The 16,442-nt window shown below is 69.7% G+C and carries 12 protein-coding genes; 5 read left to right on the top strand and 7 right to left on the bottom strand.

The window, feature by feature from the left end; translation table 11 throughout:
• Nucleotides 1-49 precede the first annotated feature (49 nt).
• Complete coding sequence (locus tag FL311_RS06870; RefSeq protein ID WP_141324135.1) at nucleotides 50-679, top strand: FMN-binding negative transcriptional regulator; 630 nt, start codon at nucleotides 50-52, stop codon at nucleotides 677-679.
• 445 nt (nucleotides 680-1,124) lie between these two features.
• Here FL311_RS06870 and FL311_RS06875 read toward each other — a convergent pair whose 3' ends face one another.
• Entirely contained in the window at nucleotides 1,125-3,953 is a 2,829-nt protein-coding gene (locus FL311_RS06875; protein ID WP_141324136.1) for a serine/threonine-protein kinase, read from the bottom strand.
• A gap of 460 nt (nucleotides 3,954-4,413) precedes the next feature.
• On the opposite strand from FL311_RS06875, the gene FL311_RS06880 reads away from it, so the two are divergent.
• From FL311_RS06880 to FL311_RS06895, 4 genes are all read left to right on the top strand, one after another.
• Nucleotides 4,414-5,790, top strand: coding sequence for a hypothetical protein (locus FL311_RS06880; RefSeq protein ID WP_141324137.1), 1,377 nt, complete (start codon nucleotides 4,414-4,416; stop codon nucleotides 5,788-5,790).
• A gap of 211 nt (nucleotides 5,791-6,001) precedes the next feature.
• Nucleotides 6,002-7,108 carry a metallophosphoesterase gene (locus FL311_RS06885; protein WP_141324138.1) on the top strand — a complete coding sequence of 369 codons (1,107 nt, stop codon included), beginning with the start codon at nucleotides 6,002-6,004 and terminating at the stop codon, nucleotides 7,106-7,108.
• Between the two features lie 156 nt (nucleotides 7,109-7,264).
• The gene (locus FL311_RS06890) at nucleotides 7,265-7,783 is read left to right on the top strand and encodes a hypothetical protein (RefSeq protein ID WP_141324139.1); all 519 of its coding nucleotides are present in this window, start codon (nucleotides 7,265-7,267) and stop codon (nucleotides 7,781-7,783) included.
• Nucleotides 7,784-8,055: 272 nt separating this feature from the next.
• Entirely contained in the window at nucleotides 8,056-9,222 is a 1,167-nt protein-coding gene (locus FL311_RS06895) for a Fic family protein (protein ID WP_141324140.1), read from the top strand.
• A gap of 126 nt (nucleotides 9,223-9,348) precedes the next feature.
• Here FL311_RS06895 and FL311_RS06900 read toward each other — a convergent pair whose 3' ends face one another.
• The 6 genes from FL311_RS06900 to FL311_RS06925 form a co-directional block, all read right to left on the bottom strand.
• The gene (locus FL311_RS06900; RefSeq protein WP_141324141.1) at nucleotides 9,349-10,728 is read right to left on the bottom strand and encodes a hypothetical protein; all 1,380 of its coding nucleotides are present in this window, start codon (nucleotides 10,726-10,728) and stop codon (nucleotides 9,349-9,351) included.
• Between the two features lie 26 nt (nucleotides 10,729-10,754).
• Nucleotides 10,755-14,192, bottom strand: a complete 3,438-nt coding sequence (locus FL311_RS06905) for a TonB-dependent receptor (protein ID WP_141324142.1) — start codon at nucleotides 14,190-14,192, stop codon at nucleotides 10,755-10,757.
• A gap of 80 nt (nucleotides 14,193-14,272) precedes the next feature.
• Nucleotides 14,273-14,698 (bottom strand): biopolymer transporter ExbD, encoded by a 426-nt coding sequence (locus FL311_RS06910; protein ID WP_141324143.1) that lies wholly within the window; start codon nucleotides 14,696-14,698, stop codon nucleotides 14,273-14,275.
• Nucleotides 14,699-14,707: 9 nt separating this feature from the next.
• Entirely contained in the window at nucleotides 14,708-15,115 is a 408-nt protein-coding gene (locus FL311_RS06915; RefSeq protein ID WP_141324144.1) for a biopolymer transporter ExbD, read from the bottom strand.
• Nucleotides 15,099-15,851, bottom strand: a complete 753-nt coding sequence (locus FL311_RS06920) for a MotA/TolQ/ExbB proton channel family protein (protein WP_141324145.1) — start codon at nucleotides 15,849-15,851, stop codon at nucleotides 15,099-15,101. The genes FL311_RS06915 and FL311_RS06920 overlap by 17 nt, the downstream gene beginning before the upstream one ends.
• Before the next feature lie 44 nt (nucleotides 15,852-15,895).
• Nucleotides 15,896-16,442: energy transducer TonB (locus FL311_RS06925; protein WP_141324146.1), on the bottom strand; the 547-nt coding region annotated here is incomplete at its 5' end.

The raw sequence follows: 16,442 nt of genomic DNA on the forward strand, positions 1-16,442 counted from the left end.
CTTAAGCCCCGGTTGACGCGGTGGCCCCACCCGGGGGACGCAAGGGGGCATGTACATCCCCCGCCACTTCGAGGAACGGGACGCGGAGCGTCTCCTGTCGCTGATGACGCGGCACGCCTTCGCCGTGCTGGTGACGATGGGTGAGGACGGCGCGCCCTTCGCCACGCACCTGCCGTTCCTCGTCGAGCGGGACGCGGCGGGCGCGCTGCGACTGCTCGCGCACATGGCGTTGCCGAACCCGCAGTGGCGCGCGTTCCCCGCCGAGCGCGACGCGCTGGTCATCTTCCAGGGGCCCCACGCCTACGTGTCACCCACCTGGTACACGACGGGCTCCCAGGTGCCCACGTGGAACTACGCCACGGTGCACGCGTACGGCAGGCCCAGCGTCATCGAGTCTCGCGACGAGGTGCTGCGCATCCTGCGAGACACGGCGGCGCGCTACGAGGCCGGCAACGCTCCCCCGTGGACGATGGAGCAGTCCCAGGAGTACGTGAACCGGCTGCTCGGCGGCATCGTCGCGTTCGAGCTCCGGGTGACGCGGCTGGAGGGCAAGTTCAAGCTCAGCCAGAACAAGGGCGAGGCGGACCGCAAGGCCGTCATCTCGGCGCTGGAGCACAGCCCGTTCCCGGGGGACGGCGAGCTGGCGGCGCTGATGCGCTCACGCGAGGAGCCTGGATAGACTCGTGGGCCCGGTGCCCTCCTCGGCTCCGCGCCCACGTGCCTTTCCCGTCTTGTCGAGCCGGGCCACGAGTGCGACACGGGCCCCGATAGCCCTTACGGCGGGAAGCTGTCAGCTCGCATCGCGCCCCGTCTGAATGCGGGGTGCGACAGGGACAGGTTAGGCACCCCGCCCAGGTCCGGGAACGCATGTCGCCGAGCCCCCGAGGAACGGCTCCGGCTCATGCTCGCCGACCGGGAGGCGCATGGAGGGCTCGCCCCGTCGCCTGCTACCCCAGAGCGGAGGGGGCAGGTCGACCCAGCACCTGGGCACGTGAGCGAGCGAAGCCGGGGCCCGCGTGTCTGTCGTCCGCGTCCACCGCCTCTCCGCGCGGCCGACCTCCCTGGATGGCGGCGCCACGAGGAGGACGCCGCTCGCGAGAAGCGTCCGTTCCGACTGGGCCTGACTACCGCTCCGAGCGGCGCGAGCCCTTGAGCGCGGCGGCGCGCTCCTTGCGCGTCATCGCCGTGGCATCGACGATGTCCACCTCGAGCGCGCCCTGGTTGTCCTCGCGCTTCACGTCCGGGAAGAAGCAGCGCAGGTCCTCGGTGTCGGTGATCTGGTAGCGCTTGCCCGTCTCGAGGATGCGATGCGTGGCGCGCACCGAGGCGGGCTCGGTGCCCCGCTCGACACACAGCATCTGCTGGATGCGCCCATTCGCCCCCGGGCGCACCTCCGCGAAGTCGTCGCGCACCGTGAACAGGTACGTCGCGCGCGGATTCAGGCCGCGCAGCACCACCTGGTGCTCGGGCTTGAGCTGCAGCGCGTGCTCCTTCGCGTCGAACGTGAGCGAGCGCGGAGGCACATACGCGGACTGCCGGAGGTTCACGCGCACCGTGCCGCTGTTGTCCTCCGGCCCGTTGTCATCCACCGCGAACACATGCAGCTTGCGAGCGTTCTTGATGGTCCGCGTGGACGCGCTCAACAATCCGAAGCTCGAGTCCGCCGGGCCCTCGCCCTCGATGAAGTACACCAGCGTCCCCGACGCGGTCCCCCGACCCTCGGCCAGCGACGCGCTGCCCTGCGTCCACACCGAGTAGGACAGCGAGGGGTTCAGGTCGATGGAGGCCGTCGAGTACTCGGGGATGGGCGCCGCGTTGTACTGGGGCCGCAGCACCAACAGCCGCGTGGGGTAGTCCACCTCATGGAGTGCCCGCCGCGACGCGGTCATCTTCTCGACCGCGGCCTGCGGCTGCTCGGCGGGCTTGCCCTCCGCCGCCACGGCCTCCGTGCCCGCGTCGTCCGTCGCCACGCCGCCGCCATCCTGCTCGGCCCCGACGAGGGACACGACGTCGTCATCCGCCTTGTCGTCCACGGGCGCCACCGCGACGGGCGCGGGCTCCGGAGGCTTGAGCGCCTCCAGCTCCGCGTTCATCGGCTCCAGCAACACCGACGCCGGGGTGAAGCGGCGGATCCACGTCGAGTACCCGGGCATCGTGAGCGCCAGGGTGTTGGCCTCGCCCACGCGCACGCCGTCCAGCGTCACGGGCGTCTTGCCCGGCACGTCCTTGCCGTTGAGGTTCACGCTGGCGCCCGCGGGCGTGGACGTGATTCGCAGCGTGGTGGTGTGGACCGCCACCGCCTCCGGGGGCGGATCGGACTTGATGACGAAGTGGTAGAAGAGCGCGACGAACAGCAGGACGATGGCGGACCCGAACATGTAGAGGGTCATCGTCCGCATGTCCTTCTGCCGCTTCGCCCCGCGCTCGGCCTCCTCGCGGGCCAGCTTCTCGCGAGCCTCGTCCGCCGCGGTGCGGAACCCCGTCCCCGTATACGTGCGCGCCGAACCCGAGGGCTGCGGCGCCACCGTCTGCGCGGTGACGACGGGCATTTCCACCGGCGTGTCCCGAGGGTCGTCGCCCATCGCGGCCACGGCGGCGGGGACCACGGTGGGGACGTACGTCTTGAGGATGTCGATGCCCGCGTCCGTGGCGGGCTCGTCCGGGAGCTCCGGGACGGGCGGACCGGGGCGCTCGTAGGAGCCGGACTTGCGGCCCGCGCCGGTGGTCTCCGCGCGAGGGATGCCGGTGTTCGTCGCACGGCGCCCGCCCGCGCTCGACACCTTGCGCATGTCGGGGTTGCTGCCCGGAGCGGAGCGTCGCGCGCCGTCACTCGGGGGCCGCGCGCCTCCCTCGCTTCCGGGCCTGGAGCGCACGCCGGGGCTCGAGGGCCGCGACACGCTGCCCGACGACAGGGGTCGGGCCCGGCCCTGCGACGGTTCCACGATGCCCGCCTGCCACAGCGCGACCTGCTCCTTGAAGGCGGGCGTCACCTCCGCCTTTCGCCCCTCCGCCATCAGCTCCTCGGCGAAGAGGTACGCCATGAGCTGCGACAGCATCGTCGGCGTGAAGCGCGGGTTGTCGCGGTAGAGCAACTCCACCAGCGACTCGCTCAGCTCCTTCGCCGTCTGGTAGCGCGCCTCCCGGTCGATGGCCATCGCGTTGCCGATGACCGTCTCCAAGTCCGGGCTCACCGTCGGGTTGTTCGCCGACGGCGGCAGACAGTCTCCCGTGAGGATGCGCGGCAGGACGGTGACGAACTCGCCCTCGTAGGGGCGCTTGCCGCACACCATCTCGTAGAGCACCACGCCCGCCGCGTACACGTCCGTGCGGGCGTCCAGGTCCTGCCGGCCCTGCGCCTGCTCCGGGGAGAAGTACGGGTACTTGCCCTTGAGCGTGCCCGGAGACGTCTTCGCCTCCACGGCGCTGGTGGCCTTGGCGATGCCGAAGTCGATGACCTTGACCTCGCCCTCGTAGGAGATGAGGACGTTGTCGGGCGAGACGTCCCGGTGCACCAGGCCCATCTCCACGCCGTCCTCGCCCACGTGGCGGTGCGCGTAGTCCAGGCCGTCACACAGCTTGCTGGCCACGTGCAGCGCGAGCGGCTCCGGGAAGAACCCCATGCCCGCCCGCTGCGCGCGGCGCAGCACCTTGGACAAGGGCTGGCCCTGCACCAGCTCCATGGCGATGAAGTACTGGCCGCCCACCTCGCCGAAGTCGAAGACCTGCGCGATGTTGCTGTGGCTCATGCTGGCCACCAGCCGCGCCTCGCCGATGAACATCTCGACGAAGTCCGCCTCGTCCACGAAGTGGGGGAGGATCTGCTTGATGACGCAAGGCTTCGTGACGCCCGCGGCCCCCGTCATCCGGGCGCGGTAGGTGACGGCCATGCCGCCCGCGGCAATCTTCGAAAGAAGGACGTACTTGCCGAACTGCTGAGGGGGGGATTCCGCCACGTTTACAAGGCCAGGTCAGGTCGTCGTGAAACACCAAGCATACTCTTGTTCCATTGAAAGTCCCGGAACGGGCTCCAGTCGCATGCGAACGCGTCACGGGGGTGTTCCGTGCCTCGGGGCCTGGTGGAAAACCACGTGGAAAACCGAGACCTGAGTCATCCCTCACCTCGCCCGCGCACACTGTCTCGGGGGGTGACAGCTCTCGGACTGAGGGGGCTGGGGGTCTCAGAATGATTCGTCGCGGTCGGGGGATAATCCGGGGTCCGGGGGATTGTGGCGAAGAGTCGCCGTGATTCCGGAGGGTTGTGGGAGCCGCGCCCGAGACTGTCGGGTCGCTTCACATTTCTTCACGGACGTGTCCGGCGCGCGCGGGGGAAGGGCGGTTATGTAGGCCGGCACGGCCGCGCGGGCCGGTGGTGGAGGGCGGTCGGCCTTCTTCCGGAGAAACGAGGCGACGCCGATGTTGTCCGAGCTGTCCTCCCGCTCGAGGCCCCTTGCCCTGGTGGTGATGGGCGCATTGCTCGCGTTGCCGATGCGTGGGCGGGCGCAGGAGCTGGAGGCGGTGAGACCCTCCGCGTTCGATCTGCTCGCCCGGAGTCCGGAGCTGGGCGGGTCGGACATCCCGAGGGACCTGCCGGGGCGCGTCACGGTGGGGCCCGCGATGCGGCCGGGAGTGGAGCCTCCCGAGGCGCAGACGTCCTCCCGGGACGAGCACCTCGAAGGTGGGTCGGACTTCCCGCTCAGGGTCCTGACCGACAGGGACCTGGCGAGCAGCGCCACGGCGGCGCCGCGCGAGGGCGCGTTGACGCTGATGCCCGCGGCGTCGTCGACGGCCGAGCCGCGCGAGTTCCAGGTGCTGCCCGCGGTGGTGTCGGTGGTGCCGGGGCTCTTGTTCCACGGGTTGGCGCCGGCGGTGGCGGGGGACGGGCACACGGCGAAGCGGCTGTTCGCGCTGGAGGGCACGGGCCTGGGGCTCATCGCGTTGGGCGGGGTGCCCATCGCGCTCACGGGTGCGTCGCGGAAGACCATCGCGCCGCTGTACGCGGTGACGCTGGCGGGCTTCAGCGTGTTCGGCATCTCGGCGCTCGCGAGCCTGTACTCGGTGGCGTCGCCGTCGTTCGACCCGGGGGTGCCTCCGCCGTCGTTGCCGCCGCTGGAGCTGGAGATGGGCTACCAGTACGTGAGCGACACGTCGTTCGACTACGACCACTTCGTGGCGTTGGGCGCGGTGGCTCGCTTCGACGAGGTGCGGCTCCGGGCCACCGCGAGGCTGGCGCCAGACGAGGGCAACACGCAGGTGCGGGTGGGTGGGGCGTATCGGTTGCTCGGGGTGTCGGAGCGCAGGCTCGAAGGCTCGGACGGGTCGTCGCTGGACGCGGAGCTGGTCGGGTTGTTCCATCGCTTCCCCACCGAGGGCTTCGCCGTCATCGGTGGAGACGTGGGGCTGCGAGGCCGCTACGCGATGGCGCGGGTGAGCCCGTCCCTGGCGGGCTCGTTCGCCGAGGTGAGCCTGGGCATGTCGATGCAGGGCTACAGCTACTTCGGCCCGGTGGACGACGGGAACCTGCACACGCAGCTGCTGTTCACGTTCGGCTACGGCGTGTGGCTGGGGCGCGGAGGCGGGCCGTTCAGGGGCGAGGCGATGCTCTACTACGACCACCGCAAGGATGACTTCGCGGGCGGGGTGCGCTCGTTGGGTGGAGGCGTGGTGGGCAACTTCGGTCTGCGCGGGCGTGTGCTGTTGACGGACGCGTGGGGCGTGGCCGCGGAGGCGCAGGCCGGTGGCGCGCTCGTCGGACGCCTGTCGCTCATCTACGCGTTCGGAGGTGACCTGTGACGCGGGAGTGGATGTGCACCGACTCCGCGTCGGGAGGTCGCGAGCGGCCGCGCGCGGAAGTGGCGACGCAGCTGTCGCGTATCTTCGCGCTCGGAGGTGACCTGTGATGCGGGAGCGGAGGCTGAAGGACGCATCGACGCTGCATGGGGCGCCACGCCGCGAAGCAGGGCGCGACGACGAGTCATCTGCCGTTGCTGGGAGGAGCGCAGTGATGCGGCTCGGAAGCGTGGGCGTGGTGTCGGCGCTGTTGCTGGCGGGGTGTCTGCGTCCTGCGGAGAACCGCGCGATGCGCGACCTGAAGGTCGGGCAGGCGGAGGGTGGCGGGCTCTCGCTCGTGGTGGAGGACGGGCTCGCGGCGGTGCGCGGCGTGGAGTCCGGAGGCGTGACGTTGTGGGGCAACGCCCCGGTCTTCACCGCGCGCGCCACGCTGGCCGCGAGCGCGACGACGAACTGGCTCTTCACGGTCCGCAACGCGATGCCGGACGCACAGCTCGTCGCGGAGCTGGAGGACGGTGAGCTGCTCGCGGTGGAGCCCGTGCCCCATTCGATTCGCACGGTGAAGACCTGGCGCGTGCAACTGCGCGCCGGCGCGGTGGCGAAGCTGCACGTGGCGCCGCCGGGCTGGGACTCCTCGGAGCCGTTCCGCTTCGCGGCGCTGGCGGACGTGCAGGAGGCGCTGCCTCGCGTGGGAGACATCTACGCGCGCCTGTCGAAGGACCCCACGCTGCGCTTCATCCTCTTCTCCGGAGACCTGACGGAGAACGGCACGCGCGAGCAGTTGCTGGAGTTCCAGGAGCGCCTGGAGGCGGGCTCACCGATTCCCCTGTACGCGACGCTGGGCAACCACGAGACCTTCTCGAAGGACGCGGAGGAGTACACGGCGCTCGTGGGCCGGGGCAACCAGAGCTTCGTCTTCCAGGGCGTGCGCTTCACCGTGGTGGACTCGAGCAGCGGCACGCTGGACCCCATCGTGGAGGAGCAGCTCGACGGGTGGCTCGCGTCGTCGCGACACGGCACGCACGTGGTGTCGATGCACGTGCCGCCCCAGGACCCGGTGGGCCTGCGTGGCGGCGGCTTCGCGAACCGCGGTGAGTCCGCGGGCCTCGTCGGCAAGCTCGCGCGCGAGGGCGTGGACCTCACGCTCTACGGACACATCCACTCGTACTACTCCTTCACCAACGCGGGCATCCCGGCCTTCATCTCTGGAGGTGGCGGCGCGATTCCGGAGACCTTCGATGGGGTGGGCCGTCACTACCTCGCGGTGGACGTCGGCGCGAACGAGGGGCTGCGCGAGGCGGCCCTGGTGCGCGTGGACTGACGCCGGAACGTCGGCACTGAACGAAGCGTCAGCCGGCGGTGTGTGGGAGGAAACGCGCGCGGGGCCGACAATCCGGCCTCGCAGCGTACCCTCTTGATCTGACACTGAACACGTGAGCAGATGGCGGCCCTACCGCGAGGAGCCAGGAGGCCCGCCATGTTCGATTCGAACGAGAACGACCCCATTTCCCCGGCGCTGCGTGCGCTGCTCGAGCTGTTCACCACGGAGCTGGCGGAGGTGCGCTTCCCGGACATGAGCGGGGACGTGCTGGACGACGCCGCGGCGCAGGTGCGAGCGAAGGCGGAGGCGGTGGCCCAGGCGCAGGCGGCGCTGGAGGTGGCGCGCCAGGGGCTGCAGGAGAGCCAGGACGCGCTGCTGCAGAAGGGCCAGCGCGCGCTGGCCTACGCGCGGGTGTTCTCCGAGGAGAACCCGGAGCTGGCCACGAAGCTGGACGCCATCCACCTGCCGCGTCCGGTGCGCAAGGGGCCGAAGTCGGAGGGCGCCACCTCGGAGCCGGTGGCCGCGGCGAACGGCAACGAGGAGAACGCGCCGAAGCGCCGGGGTCGTCCTCCCAAGGCGCGTCCCGCGCAGGGCGCGTCCCTGTTCTCCGAGGGCGCCACCGCCGAGTCGCTGGCCATCGCCCACGAGGGCAACGGCGTGCTGCCCACCGCGTGACGTCCCATGCGGCTTCGAGCATCGAGCGCGTGACCTGTGCCCACGTCTGAGGCGGACTTTCAGATCCGACGTGGGAGGACGGCCCGCATGCCGCGGAGACAAGTGCCCCAGTCCCCGAAACGGGGTTCCAGGCCGCGACCTCTTCTTGTTGAAGATTCCTGAGATAGGCCTGAATCGGAGGGGCCCTTATTTTAATATGGGGCCTATTCTTGAAATAGTGACGCGGTCTTGGCGCGCATATTTCAGTTCAGCGTGATTCAGGGGGCAAGGTGATGCGGGCTGGCAGGTACGTTCAGCAGCTTCGAGGGTATCGAGCGTTCATCCCGAGCGGGTTGCCTCCTGATCCCCCCATCCGCCTTGAGGGGCCGTTGACCTCCTTGCTGAGCGAGGCGGATCGGGCGCTTGGACGCTTGGATGGCGTGTCCTCCATCCTTCCGAATCCCGACCTCTTCGTCGCGATGTACGTCCGCCACGAAGCGGTTCTCAGCTCCCAGATAGAGGGAACGCAGAGCACGTTGGAGGACGTCCTCGAGTTCGAGATGGACGGTCGAGGAGCCCGGGTCACCAAGGACGTGGAGGAGGTCGTCAACTACGTCCGGGCGATGAACTTCGGCTTGGAGCGGCTCGATTCGCTCCCGCTGTCGCTCCGCCTGCTGCGGGAGATTCATGCTCGATTGATGGAAGGTGTTCGCGGAAGCGAGCGGAGCCCTGGAGACTTCAGGACCAGCCAGAACTGGATTGGCCCTCAAGGGTGCTCATTGTCGACGGCGACGTTCGTGCCACCGCCACCTCATGAGATGCAGGAGGCGCTCGCGAATCTGGAGTCGTTCCTTCATCGACCAAGTGAGCTTCCCGTCCTCATCCTTTGCGGTCTGGCCCATGCCCAGTTCGAGACCATCCACCCGTTCCTGGATGGGAATGGACGTGTGGGCCGACTGCTCATCACACTCTTGCTCTGTGAGCGACGCGTCCTCGAGCGCCCCTTGCTCTACCTCAGCGTCTATCTGAAGAAGCATCGGGCCGAGTACTACGACCGACTGACGGCCATTCGGAGCGGTGGAGATTGGGAGGGGTGGCTGCGCTTCTTCCTTCGCGGCGTAGCAGAGGTGAGTGCCTCCGCGACGAACACGGCTCGTGCCATCCTCAAGCTGCGCGAGGACTCCCGGCAGAGGGTCGCGCATAGCGCTCAGGCCACGCGGTTGCTGGACTTCCTCTTCGAGCGTCCTGTCATCACCGTACGTGCCACGGAGGAGCACCTGTCATGCTCCTACGTGACGGCCGCTTCGGTCATCGAATCGATGGTGGCGGCGGGGCTGCTGCGGGAGACCACGGGACAGAAGCGCAACCGTCTCTATCGGTATGAGCCCTATCTCGCATTGTTCGAGAAGGAAGGTCTCGAGACAGGACGCTCCGCGGACGCCTCGGCACCCACCCCCTGAAAAACCGCGGCCCGGACGCGAGGCCTTCCCGGAGCCCCCCTCCGGAAGAGACCCGCGCCGGGCCACGAGACCGCCCGGCCTCCGCACTTACTTCCGCGGACGCCGGGCGGGTACACCCGAGACGACTCAGTTCTGCGGGAACGCCGTCCAGCCAGCCATCCAGTTCGTGGTGCCGAACGCGCCCACGAAGCGAGCGCTGGTGTCGAAGCCCGCGCCCGGCGTGGCCGCGTTGTCCGGGTTGAGCAGCGGCGAGCCCGCCTTCGGCAGGAAGTTCGGCGCCGTCAGGTTCGTCGCGTCCGTCAGCTGCGGGTCCTGCACCTTCACGCCGTTGGCGGCGACCAGGATCTTCTCCGCCTCGTTGAAGCGGCTCACGTCCGGGTCCACCGTCACGCCGCCCTCCACCTTCGGGTTCGGCGCGAACGGGATGGTGTCCGTCAGGTTCGCGTTGTCCCAGAAGAAGGTGTTGCGGATGGACAGCCGCGAGTCACCGGCCTCGTTGAAGAGCGCCGCGGAGGCCTCGCCGTCCACGTCCACCGCCTGGTCCTTGAAGTACGCCACCACCGCGTTGCGCAGGCGGATGCCGGCGCCGGTGTTGAACACCAGGCCCTCCTGCGAGGGGTTGCCACCCGGGTCCGCGTTGGAGCCGATGAACGTCGCGTTCCAGATCTCCGGCGCGCTGATGGGCTCCTGCGTCGGCGTCGTCTTGTGGCTGGACGCCTCGATGGCGCGGTCGCCCACGCGGGGGCTCTGCTGCACCACCAGGAACTGCACCTTGCCCGTGTAGCCCAGGTCGTAGTCCAGCGCGTCGTCGTCCGCCTGCGTGATGACGATGTGCTTGAGGGGCGCGGTGCCACCGAACATCTCGATGCCGTCGTCCAGGCCCAGGTGGACCTGCACGTAGTCGATGTCCGTCGCCGAGCCGCAGCCGCCCACGGTCAGGCCGTTGAGCTCGTTGTTCGGCGCCAGCTCGAAGCCGGCGAACTCGATGCGCGCGTACTTCAGCGTGCCGCAGTTGTGCGCGTCGTCCTGGCCGCCGTACTTCGTCTGCTCGTTGCCGCTGGTGGCGAAGAAGCCCTCGACGGTGGTCTCGCCGCCGGAGACGTTCAGCCGCGCCTTGCCCAGCAGCACCACGCCGCCCCAGTCGCCCGCCTCGCGCTGCCCTTCCGCCTTGGAGGAGGTGAAGACGATGGGCTTGTCCGCCGTGCCCACCGCGTTGATGCGCGCGTTGCGGGTGATGATGAGCGCGCTGCCCGTCTCACCCTGCACCGTGGCGCCCGCCTCGATGGTGAGCGTGCCGCTGTTGACGAAGACGTACTTCTTCAGCACGTAGGTGTTGCCCGCCTTCCAGGTGGTGTCCGCGGTGATGTCCTGGGAGACCTCCACCGTCTCCGGGTTGGTGGGCTCCGGGTTGGTGGGAGGCGGGTCCTTCTTGTCGTCGTCGCCGCAGCCGGCGGCACCAACCACCAGGCTGGACATGATGAAGAGGGAGGCGAACAAGCGCTTCATGACGAGACTTCCTTTCGGGAGGGGAACTACAGGGAGAGGCCCAGCGACGCGGAGAACGCGAGGCCCGGGCGGAACTCGACGAGGGCGATGTCGCCCTGCTGCAACTTGATGCGGGAGTTGAGGAGGTTGGACGCGGTCAGCTTCAGCTGCGTCGCCTCGGTGAGCTTCTGCGTGACGGCCAGGTCCACGCGGTGGAAGGGCTGCTCGTAGACGTCCGGCAGGTTGTCCGTGCCCACCTCGGCGATGCGGCGGCCGTACACGTTGTAGAGCAGCGCCACTTCCGTGCCGCTCTGCTGCCGCTCGTACCCGAGGTTGACGTTGATGACGTAGGGCGACTGGCCCTGCAGCGGGCGCTTGGAGTTCGTCTGCAGGCCCTGCACGTTGCCCAGGTCGATTTCGGACTGGATGAGCGTGAGGTTGGCGCCCACCTTCACCGGCTGCAGCGTGGGGGTGAGGCGCCCCAGCGACGCGCGCGCCTCCAGCTCCAGGCCGTAGGTGTTGGCGGCCGGCGTGTTCTCGAAGTTCATGTCGCCGGAGCCCACGGAGTTGATGACGCGCTCGATGGGGTTCTGGAAGCGCTTGTAGAAGGCGCTGGCGGCGAGGACCTCGTTCTCCCCGGCGAACCACTCGACGCGGGCGTCCACGTTGTGGATGCGCGTCTGCACCAGGTCCGGGTTGCCGGAGATGTTGCGGCGGCGCACGAAGTCGTAGAACGAGAAGGGCGCCAGCTCCCGGAAGGACGGCCGCGCCAGCGTGTAGCTGTAGCCGGCGCGCAGGTTCACCGTGGGGGTGAGCGCGTAGATGGCGTTGAGCGACGGCAGCCAGTCCAGGTAGTTGACGTCGTTGCGCGACGCCTCCACGTCGGTGAACTGGTTGAGCGCGACCAGCTCCTGGCGCGAGCTCTCCAGGCGCACGCCGCCCACCAGGCGCAGCGACTCCGTGGGGGTGACGTCCGCGGTGACGTAGCCGGCGAAGATGCCCAGCGACGCGTCATACGCGTCCGAGTCCGGACGGGTGCTCTCCTGGATGCGCATGCCGTTGCCCAGGTAGTCGCTGCTGAAGAGCACCTCGGGCGGCAGGAAGCGGTCCACGTCCGAGCTGGGGCTGAGGCTGTAGCGGAAGCGGCGGGCGCGGAAGTCGCGGAAGGACAGCTGGGTGAGGCCGCCCACCTTCAGGCGCACGTCGCTGAAGGGCACGGTGACGTTGAGGCTGCCGCCGAAGGACGTCTCGCCCAGGTCGGCGAAGAAGCGCTCGCCGCTGTTGGCCTGGTTGGGGAAGGACATGCCGCCGGAGGGGTTGCCCAGGTTGTCGCTGTAGAGCGAGTCGCGGGTGTCCGGCTCGTCGCGGTCCACGCGGGAGAAGTTGGCCTGCCAGTCCACCTCCGAGTCGCCGAACAGGCCGATGCGGTGGAAGCCGCGCAGCTGGTTGAAGGACAGCTGCCGGACGATGAACTGCAGGCGGCTGCCCTGGTAGAGGTCGCCCTTGAGCGAGTCCACGCCGTCGCTGGTGGTGGTGCGCGTCTCGGTGCCGCGGGTGTAGAGGCTGAAGAGGGTCAGCTCGTTGTCGCGGTTGAGCTGGTAGCCCACGCTGGCCAGGCCGCTCAGGTTGGCGACCTCGGTGCCCAGCTGCGTCTGGGCGTCGTCGTAGCTGACGAAGTCGCCGCGCAGGTCATACGCGGCCTTGGTGTACTGGGTGCGCTGGGTGTTCTCGCGGTGGCCGTAGTTGACGGTGGCCAGGTAGCCCAGGCGCTTGTTCTCGAAGCGCAGCGTGTCGCCGAGCGACGCGCTCAGGCCCATGTTCGGCAGGGCGGTGGTGCGGCGCGCGTTCCACACGTTGTTGAAGCTGTTCCACTGGCTCGTCAGCTCCTCGCGCGACTCGCCGCCGTTGCCCAGGGCGTGGTCGGTGGGGATGGCGGCGGGAAGGCGCCGGGTGTCGCCGGGGAAGCCGAGGAACTCCATGGCGCCGCCGCCGCGCTGGGCGTTGCGACCCTGGAAGGTGGACTCGGTGTCGCCGCCGAAGGTGATGCGCGGCTTGAACTCGAACTGGCTGGGGTAGGTGTTGGTCTCGATGAGCAGCGTGCCGCCGCCGAAGGAGCCGGGCAGGTCGGCGGTGTAGCTCTTCACCACGTTGAGGTTGGCGAGCAGGGACGTGGGGAAGAGGTCCAGCGGGACGCTGGGCTCATCGGGCTCGGGGCTGGGCAGGAGCGCGCCGTTGAGCAGGGTGGTGGTGTAGCGACCGCCCAGGCCGCGCAGCAGGACGTAGCGGCCGTCGACGACGGTGGCGCTGACCACGCGCTTGACGGCGTCGGAGGCGCTGGAGTCGGGGGTGCGGGAGATCTCCTGGGCGCTGATGGCGTCGGAGACGGCGGCGGCCTTCTTGCGCTCCTGGAGCAGGGCGCCCTCGGCGCGGCGGTCCGCGCGGGCCTCGACGACGACCTCCTGCACGGCGCCCACGTCGGCGCTGAGCGCGACGTCGAGCTTGGTCGCCTTGCCCTGGGTGACGATGACGCCCGTGATTCGGCGGCCCTGGTACACGTCGTAGAAGACGCGCAGGTCGTACTTGCCGGGGGGCAGGGCGAGTCGGTAGTTGCCGTCCAGGTCCGTGAGCGCCTGCTTCTGCGCGCCCGTGACGACCTTCACGGTGGCCTCGATGAGGCCCTCCTGGTTCGTCTCGTCGACGACCTTGCCGTAGACGCCCGTGAAGCCCGCGGGAGGCTCGGAGGCCTCGGCCATCATCGCCTCGTCCTCGGCCGTCACGGCCTCGTCGGTCGCGATGCCCTCGGTCGGGACTTCCTCGGCGCCCGGCGTCTGCACGGTGGCGGGAGCCTGCGAGCCGTCCGGCTGCACGGCGCCCGGGGGCTGCGCGCCATCGGGCTGCGTGGCCATGGTGGCGGGAGCCTGCGAGCCATCAGGCTGCACGGTGGCGGGAGCCTGCGTGGCGCCCGGCCGCGAGCCATTCGGCCTCACCGTGCCGGGAGCCTGCGTGGCGCCCGGCTGCGAGCCATTCGGCTTCACCGTACCGGGAGCCTGCGTGGCGCCCGGCTGCGAGCCGTCCGGCTGTGCGGTGGAGCCCTGCTGCGAGACATCGGGCTGCACGGCGGCGGGGGCCTGCGTGGCGCCCGGCTGCGCGGCAGCGGGAGCCTGCGTGGCACCAGACCGCGGCGCGTTCGGCGCGGGCGAGGGCGGAGGTGTCTGTGATTGCGTCGTCCCCTCCGGCGCGGGCGCCATGCCGGGCGCGGCGGGGCGCAGCTCCTCGGACGGGGGCGCGGTGGGGTCCGTCACGGGCGGGACGACCTGCGTCTCCGTCCCGGACGGCGTGCTCTCCCCGCCGGGGGTGGAAGGGGTTTGACCGAGCGCGGGGCTGGTGATGAGGGTGAGCGCCGCCACGAGGGCGCGCGAAAAGCTTGCGGGAGACAACACGACTCTCCTTGCCAACGGTCGCGCCGTAAACAACGCGATACGGATGGCATTGGAATGGATGGCTTGTGACGATTCAGGCGGCGGATCGCAAACTCGAGGTCACGACCCGCCGCCGCGCGGAAGACTCAGTCCGCGAGCTTGTCAGGCAGCACGCCCACGGTGAGATTGCCTCCCCGGGCGAGGTCCAGCACTTCCATGGCGGCGCCGTAGGGCACGTCGTCGCCCGCGTCGAAGAACACGATTTTGTCCGGGCGCGCGTTGAGCATGCGCTGGAGCCGGGTGACCACCTGGTCCCTCGGCACCTCTTCCCGGTTGATGCGCAGCACGCCCGCGCGGTCCACCGTGAGCACCACCGGCGGCAGCGCGTCCGGAGGCGGAGGCGTGGTGTCCTCCTTGTCCGGCTTGGCCGGCACCGTCATCCACATCTGCTTGGTCATCAGCGGCGTGACGACCATGAAGATGATGAGGAGGACGAGCACCACGTCCACCAGCGGCGTCACGTTCATCGAGGGGCGAAGGCCGCCCTTGGCTCCACCGAGGTCGAATGCCATGGCGTGCTCCTACGGGCCCTTCTTCTCGACGACCTGGAGGTTGATGCCCGGAAAGCCCATCTCCTGCATGCTCTTGAAGAGCCCGCGCACCTCGGAGTAGCGCACGCCGCGGTCCGCCTTGAGCACCACGGGCGAGTCCGGCTTCTCTTCGCGCAGCGCCTTGAGCTCCACCATGAGCGCGTCCTTCTTGAGCTCCTTGCGGTCCAGGTAGAAGAACCCGTTGGTGGCCAGGCTCACCGTGGTGGGCTCCAGCTCCTTGTTCTCCTTGTCCGGGTTCGTGGCGGCGGGCAGCTCCACGGACGCGCCCGACTCGATCTGCGGCGTCACCACCATGAAGATGATGAGGAGGACGAGCACCACGTCGACCAGCGGCGTGACGTTCATCTCCGGGGTGAGGCTGCTACGCCGGGCGGACATCGAGCCCCTCCCGGCGCGCCACCGTCTCCGGGCCCGTGGCCATGGCGCCGTTGTTGGCGCCCGGGCGCTTCTCCGTGGACATGTCCTCCAGGTGGTCCATCAGCTCGCTGCGCGCCGCGTCCAGGGACAGCTGGAGCGAGTCCGCGCGCGTCGACAGGAAGTTGAACATCAGCACCGCGGGGATGGCGACGAGCAGGCCCAGCGCCGTGACGACGAGCGCCTCGGCGATACCCGCGGACACCGCGCCCAGGCCGCCGGAGCCCTCCTTGGCGATGCCGGAGAAGGCCTCGATGATGCCGACCACCGTGCCGAGCAGCCCGACGAACGGCGCCACCGAGCCCACCGTGGCGAGCACGGACATCCCGCGACGCACGTCCGCGCTGACGCGCTCGTTGATGCGCACCAGCTCGCGGCGGGTGAGCTCCACCGGGCCCAGCTTGCCCGCGGGCAGCTTGGACTTGGCGAGGAAGGTCTTCATGCCACCGCCGAGCAGCATGGCCAGGTGGCTGCCCTTGGTGCCCTCCGCCTCCTTCACCAGCGCCTCGTGCTGCTGCTGCAGCAGGAGCTGGCCGGCGCGGGCGGCGAAGACGCGCGACTTGCTGCGCGAGCGGAAGAACACGAACAGACGCTCGAAGAACACCGCCAGGGACGCGACGGCGAAGAGCATCAGCGTCCAGGCGATGCCCAGGGCGAACACGCCCATGTGGTTGTAGATGTCCCGAAGATTGAAGTTCATGACGAGGTGCTCCTGGGGGGCAGGTGCGGGGTGAGACAGACGACCTACGACTTGAGACGGAAAGGAACCTTGAAGATGCGGAAGACCGCCGTGGGGCGGCCCTCGACGACGGCGGGCTTGAAGCGCCACGTGCGCACCGCGGACATCGCCGCGCTGGCGAACGGCTCGTCACCGCGCATGACCTTGAGCTGGGTGACGCGGCCATCCACCTCGACGACGCCCTTGAGGATGACCATGCCCTCCTGACCGCGTGAGCGGGCGTCGGAGGGGTATTCGGGGATGAGGTTGGACTCGAGCGGCTCGGGCGGCGTGGCCGACTCGGGCAGGTTGATGGGGGCCGCGCGGCCGCCACCTCCCGCGAGCCCCGTGCCCGCGCCCGTGCCGCCCACCACGCCACCGGGCACCAGCGCGCCCGTGCCGCCGACGGCGATGGGCGCGGCGGCGACGGTCTCGGTGGCGGCCTCGGGCGGCTTCTCGAGCGGCACCGCCTGCGGCGCGACGATGGCGGCGGGCGCGACGAGGGGCGCGGCGGGCGGCGGCGCCTTGGCCACGGCGGGAGGAGCGGCCTTGGGCGGCAGCTTGGGCTTGGGT

Source organism: Myxococcus sp. AB025B (assembly GCF_006518215.1).
Classification (GTDB): domain Bacteria; phylum Myxococcota; class Myxococcia; order Myxococcales; family Myxococcaceae; genus Myxococcus; species Myxococcus fulvus.

Coding starts and splice junctions, on each gene's coding strand:
- FL311_RS06870 (WP_141324135.1), top strand. CDS start 50: ATGTACATCCCCCGCCACTTCGAGGAACGGGACGCGGAGCGTCTCCTG.
- FL311_RS06880 (WP_141324137.1), top strand. CDS start 4,414: ATGTTGTCCGAGCTGTCCTCCCGCTCGAGGCCCCTTGCCCTGGTGGTG.
- FL311_RS06885 (WP_141324138.1), top strand. CDS start 6,002: ATGCGGCTCGGAAGCGTGGGCGTGGTGTCGGCGCTGTTGCTGGCGGGG.
- FL311_RS06890 (WP_141324139.1), top strand. CDS start 7,265: ATGTTCGATTCGAACGAGAACGACCCCATTTCCCCGGCGCTGCGTGCG.
- FL311_RS06895 (WP_141324140.1), top strand. CDS start 8,056: ATGCGGGCTGGCAGGTACGTTCAGCAGCTTCGAGGGTATCGAGCGTTC.
- FL311_RS06900 (WP_141324141.1), bottom strand. CDS start 10,728: ATGAAGCGCTTGTTCGCCTCCCTCTTCATCATGTCCAGCCTGGTGGTT.
- FL311_RS06910 (WP_141324143.1), bottom strand. CDS start 14,698: ATGGCATTCGACCTCGGTGGAGCCAAGGGCGGCCTTCGCCCCTCGATG.
- FL311_RS06915 (WP_141324144.1), bottom strand. CDS start 15,115: ATGTCCGCCCGGCGTAGCAGCCTCACCCCGGAGATGAACGTCACGCCG.
- FL311_RS06920 (WP_141324145.1), bottom strand. CDS start 15,851: ATGAACTTCAATCTTCGGGACATCTACAACCACATGGGCGTGTTCGCC.